The sequence below is a fragment of the Granulicella mallensis genome (genome assembly GCF_014203225.1).
Classification (GTDB): Bacteria; Acidobacteriota; Terriglobia; order Terriglobales; family Acidobacteriaceae; genus Granulicella; species Granulicella mallensis_A.
In genome coordinates this window covers 17,802-38,390 of the sequence record NZ_JACHIO010000003.1, presented here as the reverse complement: position 1 = coordinate 38,390, position 20,589 = coordinate 17,802, and the positions used below count along the sequence as shown (strand labels likewise).

Annotated in this window: 11 protein-coding genes; 3 read left to right on the top strand and 8 right to left on the bottom strand. The window is 56.7% G+C overall.

The annotated features are described in order from the left end of the window. Positions 1-6 precede the first annotated feature (6 nt). A complete protein-coding gene (locus HDF15_RS03540) occupies positions 7-2,721 on the bottom strand; it encodes a glycoside hydrolase family 3 C-terminal domain-containing protein (protein WP_184252888.1) in 2,715 nt (904 codons plus the stop codon). Between the two features lie 103 nt (positions 2,722-2,824). Next, positions 2,825-6,337, bottom strand: coding sequence for a TonB-dependent receptor (locus HDF15_RS03535; RefSeq protein WP_184252887.1), 3,513 nt, complete (start codon positions 6,335-6,337; stop codon positions 2,825-2,827). A gap of 556 nt (positions 6,338-6,893) precedes the next feature. Here HDF15_RS03535 and HDF15_RS03530 point away from each other — a divergent pair. Next, positions 6,894-8,936: an alginate lyase family protein gene (locus HDF15_RS03530; RefSeq protein WP_184252886.1), complete on the top strand. Its 2,043-nt coding sequence runs from the start codon at positions 6,894-6,896 to the stop codon at positions 8,934-8,936. 410 nt (positions 8,937-9,346) lie between these two features. Beyond that, positions 9,347-11,125: a hypothetical protein gene (locus tag HDF15_RS03525; protein ID WP_184252885.1), complete on the top strand. Its 1,779-nt coding sequence runs from the start codon at positions 9,347-9,349 to the stop codon at positions 11,123-11,125. A gap of 385 nt (positions 11,126-11,510) precedes the next feature. Here HDF15_RS03525 and HDF15_RS03520 read toward each other — a convergent pair whose 3' ends face one another. From HDF15_RS03520 to fdhD, 6 genes are all read right to left on the bottom strand, one after another. Then, positions 11,511-11,681, bottom strand: coding sequence for a hypothetical protein (locus tag HDF15_RS03520; protein ID WP_184252884.1), 171 nt, complete (start codon positions 11,679-11,681; stop codon positions 11,511-11,513). 22 nt (positions 11,682-11,703) lie between these two features. Then, positions 11,704-13,041, bottom strand: a complete 1,338-nt coding sequence (locus HDF15_RS03515; protein ID WP_184252883.1) for an OFA family MFS transporter — start codon at positions 13,039-13,041, stop codon at positions 11,704-11,706. Positions 13,042-13,226: 185 nt separating this feature from the next. Further along, a complete protein-coding gene (locus tag HDF15_RS03510) occupies positions 13,227-14,480 on the bottom strand; it encodes a cupin domain-containing protein (RefSeq protein ID WP_184252882.1) in 1,254 nt (417 codons plus the stop codon). An 18-nt stretch (positions 14,481-14,498) separates the two neighbouring features. Beyond that, positions 14,499-15,908 carry an alginate export family protein gene (locus HDF15_RS03505; RefSeq protein WP_184252881.1) on the bottom strand — a complete coding sequence of 470 codons (1,410 nt, stop codon included), beginning with the start codon at positions 15,906-15,908 and terminating at the stop codon, positions 14,499-14,501. A 21-nt stretch (positions 15,909-15,929) separates the two neighbouring features. Further along, a complete protein-coding gene (locus tag HDF15_RS03500) occupies positions 15,930-16,313 on the bottom strand; it encodes a DUF7009 family protein (RefSeq protein ID WP_184252880.1) in 384 nt (127 codons plus the stop codon). Further along, positions 16,310-17,248 (bottom strand): formate dehydrogenase accessory sulfurtransferase FdhD, encoded by a 939-nt coding sequence (gene fdhD / locus HDF15_RS03495; protein WP_221314263.1) that lies wholly within the window; start codon positions 17,246-17,248, stop codon positions 16,310-16,312. The genes HDF15_RS03500 and fdhD overlap by 4 nt, the downstream gene beginning before the upstream one ends. A 310-nt stretch (positions 17,249-17,558) precedes the next feature. On the opposite strand from fdhD, the gene fdhF reads away from it, so the two are divergent. Then, positions 17,559-20,576: a formate dehydrogenase subunit alpha gene (gene fdhF, locus HDF15_RS03490; RefSeq protein ID WP_184252879.1), complete on the top strand. Its 3,018-nt coding sequence runs from the start codon at positions 17,559-17,561 to the stop codon at positions 20,574-20,576. Positions 20,577-20,589: the final 13 nt, after the last annotated feature.

The following is a 20,589-nucleotide window of genomic DNA, read 5'->3' as shown; positions in this document are numbered from 1 at the left end:
GCCATACTATTTTTGCGATTCAGCTCTGCCAACAACTGTAAAGCTGGCCTCTGATTTGGATAGGGCTTCCTGCGGCTGCGCATCCCCGAGTACGAGATGGTAGACCCCGGGAAGAATGGACCGCTGCCCCTGGCTGTCGACACTCGAAAGTGCGCGAGCATCGATCTTGAGTTGAACCTCCCGGTGCTCGCCGGCAGCAAGGTGGACGCGTTCAAAGCCGACCAGAGAATGCAGAGGAGCGTCGACCTGAGGTGTCTTAATGTAGGCCTCGACAACCTCGTCCCCAGAGCGGTTGCTGGTGTTGGTAACTATCACGGAAGCTGTAATGGGTTTGCCCGCTTCGATGGACGTGGTAGAGAGCTTGACCGGAGCGTAGTGGAAGGTGGAGTAACTGACTCCATAGCCGAAACCCCACAGCGGTGTGCCCGTGTAGTAGCGGTACGTCCTGTTTTTCAGAGAGTAGTCGGTGAAGTCTGGAAGGTCCTGTGTTCCTGCGTAAAAGGTGATTGGCAGGCGTCCAGCGGGGTTGTTGAGTCCTGCAAGAGTCCGCGCGATTGCCGTTCCTCCTTCGACGCCGGGATACCACCCTTGCAGAATCGCATTCGCATGTTCTTTGGCCCAGGTGAGGGCGAGGGCGCTGCCTGTAAGAGAGACGACGACGAGAGGTTTGCCAGTCGCGGATACGGCTTCAAGCAGGCGTTGCTGTGATGCGGGCAGAGAGATGTTCGTTCGATCTCCGCCGTTGAAGCCATCGATCTTGATGGACATCTCTTCGCCTTCCAGTCGAGGCGAGAGTCCTACAAAGGCAAGCACTACGTCCGCGTCACGTACGGCACTCACGGCTTCAGCAAGCTGGGCCTGGGCCGGGGGCTCCCAGCTTAGCGTTGCGCCTCCACCGGCACGATCGCCTGAGTGGCTGTACCAGACCTCGATCTGATGCGGCCTGGTATCGGTGAAGTCGACCTCGAACTTTGCAGGTTTTGGGTTGGACATCTTAGGCGGTGTCGTAGGCGATCCACCCAGGAGGGAGCTGGCGGTTCCTGCACCAGCGGCTCCAGGATTAAGATCGCCACTGGTCAGGGTTTTGCCGTCGAAGACGACGCGATATTTTTCTGTAGGTGAGTAGGGAAAACCGTTGCCGCCTTCGAGAGTAAAGCTATAGTGCCCGGCAGCAGGTACCTCAATCGCACCGCTCCATCGTACGGAGTAGTCATGGGTGTGAAGCTCGGGAGACGGTAAGGCCTCGCGCCAGTCGTATTGAATCTCCGAGTCTGTGCGCAGGGCGAGCGGCCTGCCAGTCCAGTCGGGTGTGGCGAAGATTTCAGTCTTCAATCCCGAAGGAAAGGCCGTGCGTGGCACAGGGATAGCAATGCCTTCGGCGAGCGTAGCGCCTTGCGCATAGCGAATCGTATCCTGCGGGAATTGTGTGAGAAGACCGTCGAGTGGGGAGACTGGCCGGATGGCCGTGCCGTTATAGTTGCCCTCTAAGGAATCGAGCAGATCGGCGGTTGGGCCAATGATGGCGATGTGCCTGGGTTTGCCAGAGAGCGGAAGCACGCCATCATTTTTGAGCAGCACGAGCGATTGCTCCGCTGCCTGCAAGGCGATCTGCCGATGTTGCTCAGAACCATTCTCAGCGAAAGGGATGCGGTCATAGGGGCCCGAGATATCGAACATGCCGAGTTGCATGCGCGCCGTGTAGAGGCGCTCGGCGGAGCGGGTGAGCAGATCTTCGGAGACGACGCCCTTGCGCACGGCGTCGGCCAGTGTATTGAAGCCGGGGTTCCACATGCTGCAGGAGAGATCGGTACCAGCTTGGATGGAGATGGCAGAGGCGTGGAGAACGTCCGGTGCATTGTGGTGGCCCTTGGTTACGTCGACGATGGCGCCGCAATCGGACACGACGAATCCTTTGAAGTTCCACGCCTGACGCAGATGCTCCTGGAGCAGCATGGGGTTGGCGCAGGCGGCAACGCCGTCGATTGCGTTGTAGGCGCACATCACTGACTTCACATGACCGTCCACGACGGTGGAACGAAAGGCGGGAAGGTAAGTCTCTTCCAGATCGCGAGGGCTCACCTCCACGTTGAAGCCGTGGCGCTGTGATTCAGGACCGCTGTGTACGGCGAAGTGCTTGCTGGTAGCTATTGCCTTCGGGTGCTCAGGATCAGGGCCTTGAACTCCGGTAATGAAGGCCACGCCCATTTTGCTGGTGAGAAAAGGATCTTCTCCGTAGGTCTCCTGGCCGCGTCCCCAGCGTGGGTCGCGGAAGATGTTGATGTTGGGAGACCAGAAGGTAAGGCCATAGAAGATGCGGTGATTGCCCTCGCTCTGGGCCTGGTTGAACTTGGCACGGCCTTCTGTCGAGATGACATCTCCCATCTGCTGGACCAGTGCCGGATTCCAGGTGGCAGCCATTCCGATTGCCTGCGGAAAGACGGTCGCATAGCCCGAGTTGGCAACGCCATGCAGGGCTTCGTTCCATGTTTGGTAGTCGGGAATACCCAGGCGCGGGATCGCTGTAGCCCAGTCTTCGAGCTGAGCGGCCTTCTCATCCAGGGTCATGCGGGAGACTACGTCGTGTGCACGAAGAGCGGCAGGCAGAGAAGAGTCGAGGTAAGGAAAGGGCTTGGATTGCGCAAGCAAAGAGCTTGCGCCCCACGTGAGTGTGGCGAAAGCAAGTGTGGCAAAGGTTAATCTGGCCTGTGCGAACTGTTTCATCTGCTCCTTTTTCTTTAGCTGTGATCGAGCCGATGCGGGAGGCTGTCCCGTTAGGCCGCGGCTGGCATAATGATTTTGCCAGCCGCGGCCACAGGATGTCGCGTTAGAACAGGATCTTGACTGCGACTTGTATCTCACGGGGTGTGTTGGCTTGAGAGGTGATCTGTCCGAACGTTCCGTCTGTGACCCCTGCATCGGGGCCGGAGAAGGCCGGCGTGTTGAGGGCGTTGAAGGCTTCACCTCTGATTTCAGTCTTGATGCCATCTACCAGTGAAAACTGCTTGAAGACGGAGATGTCAAGATTGGTCAGGCCTGGATTGCGAAGGTATCCCAGGGTGCGGGCCGTGTTGCCGAAGGTGTAAGTTGCCGGTTGGGAGAAGGAGCTTGTATTGAAATATTTCTTCAATTTATCTTCCACTCTGCCTGGAAGTTTCGGATTCTGACCGTTGTAGTTGGGACGTTCGCCAGGGTTGAAGATGTTTGCCACATTGCTGGCGGACAAGGCGATTGGGGTTCCATTGTGGGCACTATAGATACCGTTCACCTGATATCCGCCAAAGATTGCATCGACGAGACGATTCCAATTGGAGCCAAAACGTTCTCCACGGCCGAAGGGGAGGCTGTAGACCGCACTGACTACGAGGTTCTTCGGGATGTCGAAGGTAGAGGGCGCATAAGAATCCTGCATCAGGGGAATGCTCGCGTCCTGATAGGTGCCGTTTGAACCGAAGTTTGAGTTGCTGATGGAGTAGTCATCCAGGGATTTTGAGCCGGTATAGGAGAGCAGAACGGTAGCGCTCCTGCTGAATCGCCGTTCGACTTTGATTTGTATGGAGTCATAGTGCGAGATGGCGCCCGCTACCTGATATCCGTCTACAGCTGTGAACTGGGGATAAGCGGAGAGCAGGTAACGTTGCTGAATCGTGGCCCCGGAGATAGGTCCCGAGACCTGAACCTTGCCTGCCAAGGGGTTAGGGGCAGCGGTCAGAAGCTGTGCCCCGAGAGCAAGATCGGAATCAGGCAGTTGGTTGTAGGTGGGGCTATAGGGAAGCTGTACACCGTGATTGCCTACATAGGTGATTCCTACGAGCCAGTTTCCGGGAAGCTGATATTCCACTCCCAGTTGATAGTTCTCTGAGTAGGGAGCGGGCTGGCGACGGAGCTGCGACACGATGGAACTGCCGGTCGAGGTCAAAAGTCCCAGCGTGTTTCCGGTGGGCGGCACAAAGCCTGTTGGGAAGGGATTCGAGAGATAGGCGTTGGGGGTGGCTCCATTGAGCGTGCCGTTGTAAGGCGTCGTGGCCCGGTAGCCTGTGTTCTGAACTGTAGCCGCAGCCTGATTAGGGCTGTCGGCAAAGAAGATACCGAAGGCCCCGCGCACGACAAGCGCGGTAGTGGGGTGATAGGCGAATCCGACTCTGGGAGCGAAGTCCAGATAGGTGCCATCGGTTGTGGTCCTCGGATTCCCGTTGACCCCGGCGTATTCCAGACCGCCCTTCAAGCCTGTGAGGGTGGTCGTTAAGGCGAGCGGGGATGGCACGTTCAGATCGAGCCAGGTGGTTCTGTTTTTACGTTCGGTTCTGGGAATGAATAGCTCATATCTGAGACCTGCATTGAAGGTCCACTTGTCGGATGCCTTCCAGTCATCCTGCAGGTAGGCCGCGGCATAGTGGCTGGTGGTATCGCTGATCTTGAACGCCTGAATCTCCGATCCTGAGCCCAGTCCAAGCAGGAAGGAAGCAAATCCGTCTCCACTGGTGCTGGAGGCGGTGAGCGCGTTCCCGCCCTGGGTGAAGTTTGTGCCGAAGGAGAAGGCGCCGGTGGCTTCTCCGTTCTGGTTGGAGTTATTAGCCAGGATGCGGAACTCCCCGCCGAAGTTCAGCGTGTGGTGTGAGAGAACCTTGGTGTTGTTGATCAGGAAGGAGTCCTGAAGATAGCCTGCGGTTCCTTTTCCTTGCTGGCTGCCCGCGCCGATGGCGAGATAGCCGGCAGGGGCGATGCCTGGGAACGTGAGAGAGGTAGCCGAACTCGCGATGGCTGCTGCCGCGAGATAAGGAGGAAAGCCCAGCGTTGTGGGATCGAAGCCGTCGGAGGCTGTGGCGGTGTTGTAGTAGACGTGGGAGACGCCGGCGCGGAGTTCGAAGATATAGGAACTGCTCTTGGCAAAGGTATAGTCAAGCCCCGCTCCAATGGCAGGCTGGGAACCGGTCGATGCATTCTGAGCGACCTGGATGGCGGCAGGGAACTCATGAGCAAAGCCATTGACGGGATTGCGCTTGGAGAAGCGGAAGGACAAACGCTGACGATCGCTGAAGATCTGGTCGACCTTGATGTCGTATTGGTTGATGGATGTTGGCGTCGATGCGTTGACGACATAGTTGTTGTGGCCGAATTGTCCTGCTGTGTTGGGCAGAGGATAGTACTTGAGAATATTGGCTGCAACCGGATCGAAGAGCGATGGATCGATCTTGTTGTTGGGAAATTGAGTACGGGTGTAAACCGTGCCTGTGGAGGTGACGGTTGCGACCGTCGAGCGAGGATCGTAGATGGAGATTGCGGCACCGGACGATGTCGCATCCGCTGAGAAGTCGCCGCCGCGCTCAGCAAGCGTGGGCACGGTGGTCGTAAGCTGCGCGGCTTGAGTCTGGCGAAGGCCTTCATAGTCCACGAAGAAGAAGGTCTTATCGCGCCCGTGGTAGAGCTTGGGCAGATAGACCGGGCCGCCCAGGCTGAACCCAAACTGATTTCTCCTGAAGGCGGGGAGTGGATACCCTAATTGATCCGAGAAGTAGTTGTTTGCGTCGAGATACGAGTTGCGCAGAAAGTCGTAGACGCTGCCATGCAGGCTATTGGTCCCCGACTTGTACAGGATGTTGATAATGCCACCGGCGGCATTGCCGAATTGAGCTGAAAAGTTGCTGGTCTGGACTTTGAACTCCTGGGTCGCATCGACCGAGGGAAAGATGCTGAGGACGGTGACATCGTCCGTCGGCGGAGCGGCAGGTACACCGTCCAGCAGAACGTCCGTGTTGCCGGCCCTGCCTCCGTTTACGTTGAACTGAAGACCGGTAAAGCTGGCGTTGACGGTTCCCGTTACGCCGGGGACGAGCAATACAAGGCTGAATGGATTCCGCTGGTTGAGCGGGAGATTTTCGATGCTCTTGTTTTCGATGACCGCGCCTACGTCGGAGGATTGGGTCTCCAGAAGAGGCTCAGCGGAGGTCACCTGCACTGTCTCCGAGACGGTGCCCAGCTCAAGGGTAAAGTCCTCTCCTGCGGTCTGATCGACATCGAGGATGAGGCCGGAACGTACGAGGCGTTTGAATCCTGTGGCCTCGATGGTTACGGTGTAGGGTCCGGGAGGCAGGTTGGAGATGTCAAAGCTCCCGGTGCTGTCCGTCAATCCTTTGAAGTTTGCTTGCGTGCCCGTGTTGGTAAGGGTGACCGTCGCGTTTGGAATGCGAGCCGCGGTCGAGTCATGGACCGTGCCTTTGAGTGAGGCCGTGATCCGCTGCGCCTGCATTGCGCTCGTGGCGGAGATAAGGAGGGCGAGCAGGATCGCGAAGAAAAACCAGCTTTTGCTGTCTTGAATCTTGTAGGGGATATGTCGTTGCATGGTGGCCTCATAAAGGGAGTTTGGAGCTGTTGCGGGGGTGCTCGAGCGAAGAATTCCAGCCCTATGTCGAGAAGGTGTGAGTTCTTTTTCGAGTCGTAATAAGTATCGTTAGCATTTCGGAGGGGAGCGTACAAGGAGTCGTGGATTGTTGTCAAGATCCAAGGAGTCGGACTCTTTTGAAGTCTTGGGTCTACCTCGTAAAAGTGTAAAAATGCCCAACTATACTTCATTTTCCTGCACGAAAATGGAAGAGGAATGCCTCTCAGCCCCATAGGGATGAAGGGTTTTGAGGGGTATTTTCTCGGGTAAAAACAAATTAGTGCAAATGAAATTAAGCCAAAAGAGACAAAATTCTAGTAACGTTATCAGGCAAAGTCTGAGACGCATGAGGCGTTCCCCGAAAACCGCGACAGGGGGATGCTTATGGTTGTGAGTTTGCAGAGATATAGGAGGAAATTCTTATGTCATTCAACGGTTTACAAAGTTTTCGAGGGAGCAAGGAATTGGTGTCGCTCTTGCCTTGGAAGACGAAGCCGGAAGGAAAGAGGAGATAGAGATGCGGAGAAGAGAGTTTCTTGGATATACGGCTGCAGCCCTGGCTGCAGGAGTGGAGTTTGGACGATCGACTGCCGCTGTCGCAGAGACGCAATCTGGACGGAATGAGGGAGCTCTGTCCAAGGGACGCTTCGTGCATCCGGGCATTCTCCAAACCCATGCCGAACTCGAGTTCATGAAGTCGATGGTGCTGGCACGGAAGGAGCCCTGGTTTGGGAAGTGGACGGAGATGCTGGCCTTGCCGCTGTCCTCCCTATCCTTTGTTCCTTCACCCGTTACCCATATCTTTCGCGGAGCCAACGGACTGCAGAAGAATGGGGACGATGAGTTGCACGCCAGTGTGGATGCGGCGAACAGCCATGTTCTCCAGTGGTTTGTGACAGGCGATCGGGCGCATGCGGAGAAGGCAGCGGAGATCCTGGACGCGTGGAGCCGGACGCTCTGGAACTTTGGCGGCAACGATGGAAAGCTGATTGCCGGCTGGACTGGAGCGGCCTTGTGCAACTCCGCTGAGATTCTGCGCGCCACCTATCCGGAATGGGGAGCGGAGCGCGAGGAGCGTTTCAAGCGCATGATGACGGAGGTTTATCTCCCACTCGATGTGGACTTTTTCCCGGAGGCAAACGGCAACTGGGATGCTGCGATCATGCAGACCCTGGCAGCCATTGCGGTCTTTACGGAAGACCATGCTCTCTTTGAGAAGGTAGTTACGCACTACAAGTTTGGACAGAAGAACTCCGGCATCACGAAGTATGTTTTTCCGACCGGGCAGTGCGAGGAGTCCGTCCGCGATATGGGGCACACGCAACTGGGGCTGGGCTATTTCGCTTTGACGGCGCTGGTCTGCTGGCACCAGGGGATCGATCTGTTCGGTCTTGCAGATAACCGGCTGGCGCTGGGCTTCGAGTACACCTCGAAGTACATGCTGGGAGAAGCGGTGCCTTACTTCGGGGATATCGCGACCAAAAGCCGCGGTAGTTTTTCCGACTTCTACGAGGTCGCCTATCAGCACTATCGCTACGTGAAGGGGTTGGATATGCCTTACACGGAACAAGCCGTACTGAAGGCGAGAGAGCATGCAAAGACGACATTGACTCAGTACCGCGGAGCCGAACCCAGTGCTGCTCCCGCGAAGGCTGCCGCGCCTCAAATCCCCGCAGCGGCTCTGCCTGGAGCGTCCCTTGACGCTATTCAGGCACCGGCAGATGCGAAGCGGATCGCTCCGGGCGATTCTATTCAGGCAGCGCTGGATGAGTTGCATCAGGCCGGGGGAGGGAGCCTCTTCTTGGCGGCCGGATACTATGAACTGACACAGCCGCTGCGGATACCCAGCGGCGTGACGATGAGTGGCGCAGGACGAAGCACGATCGTCTCGCTTGAGCCGATACTCTCCGGTCCGTGTCTCGTCGCTGCGGAGCTGGATCTACACGATGTAGTCTTGCGCGAGTTTATAGTGGAGGGTGGCACGCAACCTCTCCCTCAGCCTGATCCAAATGAAGACCGCAGAGTGCATGCCACGTATCGCGCGGCTTCTCGCGGAGGGGTGCACTTGATTGCCGATCGGCAGGGGCAGATGCAGCGGATACGTCTGGAGCGGCTTACGGTCCGCAACTGCACCTTGAGCGCGGTGGATCTCCAGGGAGTTGCTGAAGTCTCGATTGCGCAGTGCGACCTGTGCGACAGCGGCGGCCGAGTAGCGCCTGGACCGGGCAATCACAATCCTCTTCGGCTCACGCACTGCCAACGTGTTCTTGTACGCGGCTCGCGGCTCGATGGCTCGCTTGCCGGGGCCGGACTCAGGGCGATCTCCGTAGACACGATCAAGGTCGAACGATGTGAGGCCGCTCGTAACTGGAAGAGCGGCCTCAGCTTTTTCAACTGCGAGCATGTGACCGTTAGCGAATCGCTATTGGAAGGAAATGATGAGAACGGTATCGATTTAATTCGTGACCAGAGGCAAATGAAGATCGATGCAGGAGAGGGCAATATCCTCCGGTTGAATGGAGCGGAGGCTGCTTCCCGCGAGGACTATGCTGGACGGTAGGCCGCTGCCTTTTCACTTTGCATAAACCCGGGATGAGGGGTTGACATGCTGGTGAAGGACTTGAAAATACGCGATAGCATTGCCTATTTCCTCTTTATTTTCCATCGATTACAAGCTGTGATACCTCCAAGGGCCTACGTTGTAGGCCCTTGGGTATTTGCGGGAAACGATGCTCCCTTGAAGTCTAACTGTGCGATGAAGAGGTGAAACTATTTCTCAGCTGGGTTCATGCTTGCGTTTTTATAAATATATTTTTGTTGTCTAGAAAAAATGTTGACAAGTATTTGCTTCTACGTATATCAATTCTCCCGCTGGTAACGTTCTCGCTATGTTCATCGGCAAAAGTTGCAGGTTCAGCCTTCTTCTTTTGTCTGGGCGGAAAGGGGACGCAATTTGAGTGAGGAGAATTTATGCGGATCAAAGCGTTCAGTTGCAGAGTCGCCGTTTTGGCGTTGGTCGTTTCCAGTGCGGTCGCGATGGGGCAGAGTCATCGCGCAAGCCAAACTCCCATGCTTCTAGCCAGTAATCTTCCCGACGCTTCTCTGGCGGGTATGTTTTCTCCCGACATCAATGAGCCGGAAGCGGCTGCTCCTGCTTCGTCGAAGGCTTCACTGGAACCTGCTCTAGAAGGCATGGAAGGTTCTGGTGCTGGCTCAGGTTCAGGCGTGGGGCTGGTCAATGCCACCGGTTTCGGCGGTGCCGATATCGGTGCGAAGGTCAATGCAGCGATTGCCTCGCTGCCCACGGTGACGCAGAACTCGCAGACGTGGACGCAGGGCGTTGTACTCATTCCCGCAGGCAACTACACCTTCAGCACGACTATGAACCTGAACTCTCCCTATCTCGATCTGCATTGCGAACAGGGAGCCATCCTTACCTATACCGGCTCGGGCGATGCCATCCGCATTCTTCCCAGCGTGCAGATCAGCGGCGCAGCGACTACGCAGCCGAACCAGGGACCAAGCGTTGAAAACTGCTCGATTTATAACCAGTCGTCCACGGCCGTAAGCGGTATCCATGCTGGCGATATCTCGAAGATCCACCTGGCCAATGTGGCCGTAAACAACTTTACGGGAACGGCTACTTCTGCGGCCTACTGGTTCGACAACACGGTTTCGTTCACGGAAGGGATGGCGCTGCAGGACATTACGTCCACAAACAACAGCATCGCCATACGCTTCACGAATACGGCGGGAACGTCGTTCTCCGACAGCTTTGGGTATAGCTCAATCCGCGGGTTCAGAGCCGAGGTTCGGACCAATCAGATCGGCTTCTCGGTGGAGAACAATACCTTTCTCTACCACTCTTTCATTGACGCAATCGTGGAGCCGGTCGATTCCACCGGCATTGTGATGTCGCTGACCGGCACAGGTAAGGTTGGCGGCAACGCGGGGGATGACACGATCTTCCTGCGCGGAGAGTGCGTGAATGCCTCTGGCTCCTGCACAGGCGCAACGCTGCTCAAACTCGGGGCTACCACGCAGTTCGTGGCGAACGGGTTTATGAACGGGCTGGGTACCACCATGACCATCAACGTCGCTTCCGGCGCGGTCCTGACCTGGAACGGGACGACGGAGTTGAACCAGTCCGGTTACAACATCGGATGGAGTGCAGACAACAGTATTCGCATGCGTTTCAATTCGGCCACTGACCTCTCCTTCTTCGGGAATAACGTGAGGCTCGCAGGGAACTATGTCGTAGGCTGGTCGACCCAGCCTACGACTGCGGGTAACTACCTGGGCTTGTCTCCGTGCGTTGTGGGTACCGCGATGCTGTGTCTTGGCAACGGAACTACCGGCAATGCGGGCTCTGGTCTGAATACAGGACAGGTGCTGGCATCGCAGTTTCTGGGTAACTCGGCAACGCCACTGGTTGCCGCCGGGGCTGGGCTGGGTGGTTCTCCTTCGGGGGTTGCGCTTTCGTCGACCAGCACGAGTGTTTCGGGTGTTGTAACGTTTACGACGGGCACGGGGCCGGCAGCTCTGTCGCCACTGGCAACTGTTACCTTTGCGACGCTCCTGGGACAGGCTCCGAATACCTGCATTCCCACGGCCCAGAATGCGGCGACGGCAACGGCGTTGAGCAACATTTTTATCTCATCGCCTACGACGGCTGGATTCGTGATCTCGAGTGGGGCGGGGGCGTTGGCTCCTTCGACCTCGTATCAGATCGGGTATGCCTGCTTCTAGAGGCGTTCTTATAGCCCTTGTTCTATTGAAGTGTCATCCTGAGCGAGCGTCCCAGCTTTTGGGGACGCGGAGTCGAAGGACCCCGAGGATTGCTATCTTGCCCAGGTCCTTAGCACCTTTTCTACCTCGAGCGTTCGAGCCTGGACGTTCGTGCTGGAAAAGGTACCTACCTCCTGGGTAAGATCAAATCCCTCGGGGTCCTTCGACTGCGCACCTCGCAAAAAGCGCGAGGTGCTTCGCTCAGGATGACGACTCTGTGGGAGGGCAAAATATGGGATTTGTTATTGTCCGATAAGTCGTCAGACTCTACCTGATAAACGCAGGGACAAAGTTACAAAGGGTTCCTAGGGACGGCGTTGGGCCGTCCCTAGTTAGCATGCTGATGCTACTTTGCGGCCGTTGTTGGTGTTGTTGTGGCGGTAGCCGGTGGTGGCGCTGCAAAGATTTTCTTTGCATTGAGAGCCGTGTTGTAGACTCCCCAGCCTGCGGGGATGCCGACGATCAGCCAGGCCACGAGGATTGCCGCTGCGGGTGTTTTTTTGATGTCCGTCGTCATATGCTTTTCGCTTTCTCGCCGGTTAGGCGGTCTTTTCCTGCATCCAGTACTTTTCGGCAACCGGCCGGATCATGAGATTGGCAAGGAACCCTACAACCAGAAGGGCACACATGATGTGCAGGATGATGGGATAAGCCTGCGCCTTGGGCCGGCCGATAGCGACATAATGGTCGAGAATGCCGTTGACGATGAGTGGGCCAACGATGCCAGCAGTCGACCATGCCGTGAGCACGCGGCCATGAATGGCACTTACGTTATAGCCACCGAAGAGATCTTTCAGGTAAGCCGGGATCGTTGCGAAGCCGCCGCCGTACATCGACAAGAGGAGACAGGCGACACCGACGAACGCACCCACCGTGTGGATCTTTGGAAGCAGGAAATAAAGGATTGCGCCGATAGTAAAGAAGCAGAAGTAAGTCCCTTTGCGACCGATGTAATCGGAGACAGCCGCCCAGAAGAAACGTCCGCCCATGTTGAAGAGGCTCAGCAATCCGACAAAGCCGACTGCGGCAGCCGGTCCGATGGTCCCCTTGAATAGGTCCTGGATCATCGGCGAAGCTTGTTCGAGAATTCCAATCCCAGCGGTTACGTTTGTGCAGAGGACGATCCAGAGCAGGAAGAACTGGGGTGTCTTCCAGGCCGTCGTCACATCGACGTTGTGCGAGCTGATCAAGGCGGAGTGCTTCTCCGATGGCACGTAGCCTTCGGGCTTCCAGCCGGGGGCAGGTACACGAATCGTGAAGACGCCATACATCATGAAGATGAAATAGAGGACGCCCATGGCCAGGAAGGTCATGGGGATGACAGCTTGTCCGTGTGCTTTGAAGTGTGCCATGAGGTTACTGGCCAGCGGGCCACCGATCATAGCGCCTCCGCCGAAACCCATGATGGCGAGGCCCGTAGAAAGGCCGGGACGGTCGGGGAACCACTTGATCAGTGTGGAGACAGGTGAGATATAACCAAGGCCCAGGCCGATACCGCCGATGACACCATAGCCGAGGTAGATCAGGACGATACTGTGGAGCTGAGCTCCCACGGCGGCGACGAAAAAGCCGGAGGCGAAGCAGATAGCGGCATAGAACATGGCGCGCCGCGGTCCAGCCTTCTCAAGCCAGGCTCCGAAGAGTGCGGCCGAGATACCGAGGAAGGCAATGGCGATCGAGAAGATGTAGCCGACTTCTTTCTGATTCCAGGCACCTCCGTTCGCAGCGTGTAGAGCGAGCAGAGGGTTCTTGAAGACCGAGAAGGCGTATGCCTGCCCGATGGAAAGATGAATTGCGAGTGCAGCAGGCGGAACCAGCCAACGGCTGTATCCCGGAGCAGCTACGGAGCGTTCCCGAGCTAGAAATGATAGAGCCATGTTCACCTCTTGAATATTTTAAAGACGCCGTATGAATCGTGAAGCTGTATTTTTCAGCTTCGAGCAATTCAAACTACTCCATGCGGTTGACGGCCGTCTATGGCGACAGGTCGTTATGACAATATTCGGATATCTATCGATGAGTAGCTGTGGATGCCCGTTGCCTGGCATCCACAGCCGGATGGCTATTCAGGAGTAATGACTGCTTCTTTTTTATGGATCTTGTTCAGAAAATCTTCACCAGTGCCGATGTGTTGATCGACGAGCCGGGAAGGTGTGTGCGCCAGCCACTCGGCGAGAGAGATGTCCTCATAGTGGGGTGTCGGGAAGACTTCCAGGAAGACCAGGTCCTCGTCGCCTGTGTTTTCGACGAAGTGGGGAAGAGACCTGTCGATGTACCCTACGTCCCCGGCCTGAACGTCCATGGTGCGAGCGCGGCCACCTGCGGCGAAGACGGACATGCGTCCGCTGCCTTTGACATAGTACTGCCACTCGTCTTCATTTGGATGCCAGTGCAACTCGCGCAGGCCTCCGGGCTTGAGCGTAACGATGGCAGCCGCGATGTTCGATGCGGGAAAGTTCTTCGCGTCGACGATCTTGACTTCGCCACCCTTGGTTACCTTGGTGGGGCTCATCTTGCTCGTAAAGAAGGCGAAGGAGTTGGGGACGCCACCGGTGATGGCTTCAACCTGACGCTTCTCTTCAGCCAGCGGGCGTGGCAGCTCACGCTCGAAGATGAAGAGTTCCTTCGGAGGTACGTTGGCAAAGGTCGCATCGGGTACGTCAAAGTTCTTGGCGAGTACCTCGGGTGGGGTGTGGTGCAGCCAATCGGTGAGCAGGAAGGTTTCGAACTCATTGAAGTTTCCGTCGTCGAAGACCAGCAGGAACATGGCACCGTCCGGGCCGAGGCCCTGGATGGAATGGGGGATGCCGCCCGGGAAGACCCAGAGGTCGCCTTCATTCACGTCATCGACAAAACCGCGTCCGTGCTGATCGACGGCGGTGATGCGGGCGCTGCCGGAGATCATGAAGGCCCACTCCGCCCCTACGTGCCAATGCAGTTCGCGAACGCCGCCCTTGATGAGCCTCATCTGTACGCCGGCCATCTTCTTCGACATGGGAAGGTCGCGTACGGTTACCTGGCGGGTCCAGCCACCGCCTTCGATGCGCTTATGCGCGAAGGAGAAGGGGTACTTGAAGGGCGGCTGTCCGCCGGAATCGGTTTCAGGGGGGAAGTTGGAAGACGGATTCTGAGCGTCAAGCGCGGTGTTCTTCGGCTGAGGCTCACTCTCGTTGACGAGGTGATGATCTTTGGAGTGGATGGATGTTGCCTGCTGTGCGGAAGCCGTGCCCTGCATGCCGGCGATAGCTACTAAAGCCGCAGAAGAAGTCCCAAGAAATTTGCGGCGGCTTAGAGGGTTGTACTCTTTGTCGGACATAAGTTCTATAGTTCCTTTCTATTTCTGTTTGGTAGGAGTCTGCTTGTCCACCCGGAAGCGGTAGGTAAGCGAAAAGTAGCCGATTGTTTCCGCGGCGCCATGCTTGTTGTCGAGAAGCACCCTGCCAGGAAAAAGGTGACCCACGCCAATGTTGGCGACGATGTAATCGTGGAAGACGTATTTGGCAGAGGCATCGAACTCCTGACCGATGTCGTCTGTAGCGAACCCTCCGGTGGGTGGTTTGAGCGTCACAGAGGCAGAGCTAGAGTAAAGCGCGTCCTTCTTCTGAGCAAGGTTCAGAAAGCCACCCTGGACCAAGATTGAAAGGCTCTTGGTTGGTCCAAGATCCAGATTGATGCGCTCTTGGCGAATATTCTCGTATCCGAATAGATCAACGAGACCAAAGGCATTGTGGTTCGAGGGATAGGACTGGTCGTAGGTGCTGATGCGGTTTGAGTTCGTATGGCCATCGCCGGTTGCGTAGTCGAACTCGCCACCAATACGCGGCTCCCACGGGAGTTTTTCAATTGTGTAAGCGAGTTTATCGAAGTTCTGGCCCGCGTGGATCGAGTTGTTTGAATAGCTTCCGCGTTGCAGGGAGGCGTTGGCTTCGTAATCGAAATTCGCAGGCAAGGTCCCTTCAACTTCGGCGCCGAATGTTGTTTCTACCTCGTTCCCCTTGACGCCTTGATTACTGGTAACCCCGCGTACGGTGTGCACGAGCACATAAGGCGAAAGGTGAACCTTAGGAATCCACGTCGAGATCGAGCCGTACGCACCATGGAACGTGAGCCCAGCGCCGTGTTTGTCGAGCGAGGTGGGATGCACGGCAACGACGGAGGTGGAGAAGAGATCAACCCGGTTCTTGTCCCCGATGCGAGCATCGAAACCGTCCCAGGTGCGGCTGTTATTGGTCCAGTCGCTGATACCGATGATTCGTTCACTGCCGAACTTCAACTCCTGCCGTCCAACGAAGAGGTCGACAGGTACGCCGCCTGGTCTGCCGTGCAGATCAGCGTAGCCCTGGCGCAGATCGAACGCGTCGCGCATGTTGGAGGCTACAACATGGGTCGGTAAGCCCAGGGCATGAGTGTCGATGAACTGCAGATAGCCGGTAAGAAAGTTTGTCGGCCTTACCTCAACCGCACCATAGATGCGGGTCAGCTCATAGATGCGATCGCCGTTCTGGGTGTAGTTATAGGACGTCTGACCTTCAGTACGACCGCGAAGCTCCATGCTTAGGGTCATCCACGAAGGCAGATCGCTCCATTGGAGAGGTTCGACCTTTCCTCGTTTTTGGGGATAGTCCGCATAGATCGTGGCCTGCGCAAAGGCATGGATGCCAGAGAATGTGATGACGATAGCCAGGGCAATGGAGCTGGTGCGAGCCGGCAAGTGGATCTTGTTACAGAACATGTTGAATTTCACTAATGTTCTCCGGTAATACTTCTAACAGGCTTTGCCTGTTAATGGGTTGGCAAAGGTGTCGATGTTATCTGCATCGCTGAGGTCCAGGCAGGCGAAGTCTTTTTCGATGGCTACTTCGAGCACTGTCGTTTCATCGACAGGCAACGTAGCGTAAACGCCGACCTGATGTTCGCCGCTCCAGCTTGCAAGTTGATCCTGAGACACACTGACGACAATTTGCTCATCCATAAAGGTCACAGTGACCGGCAGGCTGTGTGAACCGATCTCCAAAGCGTAGGCAAACTTGGGGGTTGAACCGGAAGGGAAATGGACTGTTTCCTGAATCCGTTCGCCGGCCTGCAACCGGGCAAGTTCTGAGCGCGTCACGCGCAAACGTACCGAATTACCTTTTAGTCGCAGTTTCATGCGGATACCTCCCTGGACATCTTGTGGCCAGTTATATGTTCAATACCGTGGTAGACGTTGAAGTGTCGATCGCGTAAGAAGCCGATCAGAGTGACATCAAAGTCGCGAGCGACCTGGACGGCGAGGCTCGAAGGTGCGCCGACAGCCGCCACCATGGGGATGCCCGCCATTACGGCCTTTTGCAGTAGTTCAAAGCTGGCGCGGCCGGACAGCATCAGCATCTTGTCGCGCAGGGGGATGGCATCGGCAAGAAACTGCGCCCCCAGGAGCTTGTCCACCGCGTTATGTCGGCCAACGTCCTCGCGAGAGAGAACAAATTCTCCTTCCGCGGTGAACAGCCCAGCGCCATGCAGGCCACCCGTAACGTCAAAGACCCGCTGCGCGGTGCGCAGTGCTTCGGGTAACACATAGAGTATTTCGGCGGAGATCGACAGCGTATTGGCTCTCCGCGGCGGACAGACGGATCGCAGAGCTAGCAGGGAAGCCTTGCCGCAGATGCCGCAGCTTGATGTGGTGTAGAAGTTCCGTTCGAGTGTGGCTGTGCGGACTTCTACGTCCGGCTCCAGCTCCACGCGAACGATATTGCCGGGAGTCGACGCTGGAAGCGTGCTGCCGCTGGAAAGCTCGGAGCTTGCTGCTTCCGAAAATGCGTCGATGCGAACGATCTGCGCGCTGTCTTCGAGAACGCCTTCGGTCAGGAGAAAGCCTGCAGCCAACTCCTCGTCGTGGCCGGGAGTTCGCATTGTGACGGTGATGGATTTGGTGGTTCGGGCGCTTCGGGGGCCATAGGTCAGTTGGATCTCCAGAGGCTCCTCGACGGCTAAGGTGTCGGGAAAAAGGGCGGATCCCTGCGAGTCCACGCGATAGATCGACACTGGGGCAGTTGACCTGTTGTGTTCTATCACGGGAATCTGATCGTTCGGCAAAATCTGCATCGTTATGGTTCCGAACAGCGTTCCGCTGGTAACCTTACCGGTTCGCTGGGTTGGTATTCCTCGTACTGGCATTCCCTGTGCTGGAAGATCTTCCAAATTTCCAGTACAAATTGAAAACTTATACCCACTACCTATAGATGCGAAAGGGCTTAAGGAACGTGGCGTGAAAGAAATACAAAATCATCGGTACTTTTTGAAAAAATATGTAGGAAATGAACATCCACGGGTGTATTGATAGGACGACACTAGAGTGTTGCCCCGGTGGCGTGTGCTGGATTTGCGCCACCTTCGAGCGGCAGAGGCAGGAACGATGATCGAGATCATAGACAAGATAGTCCCTCCACCGGCTGAGGTGGAAATAGAGTCCACAGTACAGGTGGTTGTAGACGGACGGCAAGTTACAGCCCAGGCGGGTGAGCTGGTTTTGGAAGCGGTTCTGCGCGACAAAGAGATCCCCCATGTCTGCTACCACTCGAAGTTAATGGGACCGATCCAGACCTGCGATACGTGCCTGGTTGAAGTCGATGGGCAGCTGGTCCGATCCTGCGGACATAAGGTGTCGGCCGGGATGCAGATCGTCACGGAGTCGAAGCGTGCTGTGGACGCCCGGGCGGAGGCGTTCGATGTGATTCTCGGGAATCACATGCTGTACTGCACGGTCTGCGACAACAATAACGAGAACTGCACCGTCCACAATACGGCGCTCGCCATGAAGGTGGAGCACCAGGAGCGTCCCTTCACGAAGAAGCCGTATGAAGTGGACATGTCGAATCCGTTCTATCGCTACGATCCGAACCAATGCATTCTGTGCGGCCGCTGCGTGCAGGCCTGCCAGACGGTGCAGGTCAATGAGACGCTGACGATCGGCTGGGAGCTCGACAGCCCCCGTGTGCTCTGGGACGGCGGTATGCAGATCGGCGGCTCAAGCTGCGTCTCCTGCGGCCACTGCATTACGGTCTGTCCCTGCAATGCGCTGATGGAAAAATCCATGCTCGGCGAAGCGGGCTATCTGACGGCCACGCCACAGAAGACGCTCGACAAGATGATCGACGTGATCAAGGCCATTGAACCGGAGATGGGCTACGGCGCGGTGATGGAGGTGTCGCAGACCGAGGCGGTCATGCGCGAAGAGCGCATCAAGAAGACCAAGACCGTCTGCACCTACTGCGGCGTCGGCTGCTCGTATGACATCTGGACGAAGGGCCGGCACATCCTGAAGGTCGAACCGCTGAACGGCGATGCGAATGCGATCTCCACCTGCGTCAAGGGCAAGTTCGGCTGGGATTATGTGAACCACAAGGAGCGCCTGCTGAAGCCGCTGATCCGCGAGGGCAATACCTTCCGCGAGGCGGAGTGGGAAGAGGCGCTCACGCTGGTTGCCAGCAAGCTTGGGCAGATTAAGCAGCAGCATGGTCCGGACGCCATCGGAGTCATTATTTCGTCGAAGGCGACGAATGAAGATGGCTACGTGATGCAGAAGCTGGGACGGGCTGTAATTGGAACGAACAACGTAGATAACTGCTCACGTTATTGCCAGTCTCCAGCGACGATGGGGCTGTTTCGCACGGTTGGGTATGGCGGTGACTCCGGCTCGATTGAAGATATCGGGATGTCTGCCCTGGTACTGGTGGTTGGCAGCAACACGGCAGAGAGCCACCCGGTGCTGGCGACGCGCGTAAAGCGTGCCCACAAACTATTTGGGCAGAAGCTGATTGTCGCCGATCCCCGCAAGCATGAGATGGCCGAGCGGGCCGATATTCACTTCAGCCCCAAACCGGGAACGGATCTGGTTTGGCTATCGGCGATGAGCCGCTACATGTTCGACCATGGCTACGCAAAGAACGACTTTATCGCGAAGTGGGTGAACGGTGTGGACGACTATCGTAAAAGTCTCGACCTGTTCACTATGGAGTTCGCCGCAGAGGTTTGCGCGGTACCGCTGCAGACGCTGATCGAGGTCGCAGAGATGATCGCGCACGCCGACACCATGTGCGTGCTTTGGGCGATGGGTATTACGCAGCACGTTATGGGATCGGACTCGTCCACGGCGATCAGCAATCTACTGTTGACGACCGGCAACTACATGCGGCCAGGGTGTGGTGCGTATCCCTTGCGTGGTCATAACAACGTGCAGGGCGCCAGCGATATCGGTGCCATGCCGAACAATTTTCCGGGCTATCAGCCTGTGACGGATGCCACCGTCCGGCAGAAGTTTGAAGCGGCCTGGGGTGTGACGCTGCCGCCGAAGATCGGTATGGATAACCATCAGATGATCGATGCGGTCTATGACGGCAAGATGCGTGCAATCTATATGGCTGGCGAAGACATGATCTCGGCCGATTCGAATGCCAACCACGTCGCCGGTGGCTTTGAACGGCTGGAGTTTCTCGTGGTGCAGGACATCTTCTTTACCGAGACCTGCCGCTATGCGGATGTCGTGCTTCCTGCCTCGCCCGCACTTGAAAAGGAAGGCACGTTCACTAGCACAGAGCGCCGCGTACAGCGCCTGTATCAAGCGTTGCCGGAGCTCGGAAACAGCCGTGCCGATTGGAAGATCACGCAGGACATTGCCAACCGCATGGGCGCGAACTGGAACTACACACACCCTTCGGAGATCATGGCGGAGATGGCTCCGTTGACGCCACTCTACGCGGGCGTCAGCTTCGATCGCCTGGAGGGCTACAAGACACTGCAGTGGCCGGTTACGCCGGACGGAAAAGATGAGCCGATCCTGTACACGGAACGTTTCAATTTTCCCGATGGCAAGGCAAAGTTCTTCCCGCTGGAGTACCGTAAGCCCTCGGACAGCCCGGATGAGGAGTATGACCTCTTCCTCAACAATGGCCGTATCCTGGAACATTTTCATGAGGGAAATATGACCCATCGTGTTGCCGGTATCTTCAAGGAGACGCCAGAACGGTGGGTTGAGATCTCACCTGCATTGGCCAAGGAACGAGAGATCGATTCGGGACAATGGGTTCGCCTCACCAGCCGCTACGGTTCACTGAAGATAAAAGTGCTGGTTACGGCTCGCGTGACAGGCAAGCAGATCTATCTGCCGTTGCTGTCGCAGGAAGGTCCGGTCAATGTGCTGACCGGCTCGTTTACCGATACGGCGACGGACACGCCAGCCTTCAAGGAGACCGCTGTCAACATGCAGGTGCTGCCGGAGAAGGGAAGTAACCCGCTTAAACGGCTGAATTTCCGTTATTCGGGTTCTCCAACGCCACAGACCGGAGTGGAGGTCGAGCGCAAGTGGAAGCGCGCTGACTATCGCATGCCCGGTTCGGCAAAGCTGGTGCAGATTGAGACGCGGAAGTCTCACTAAGGAATAAGGAGCA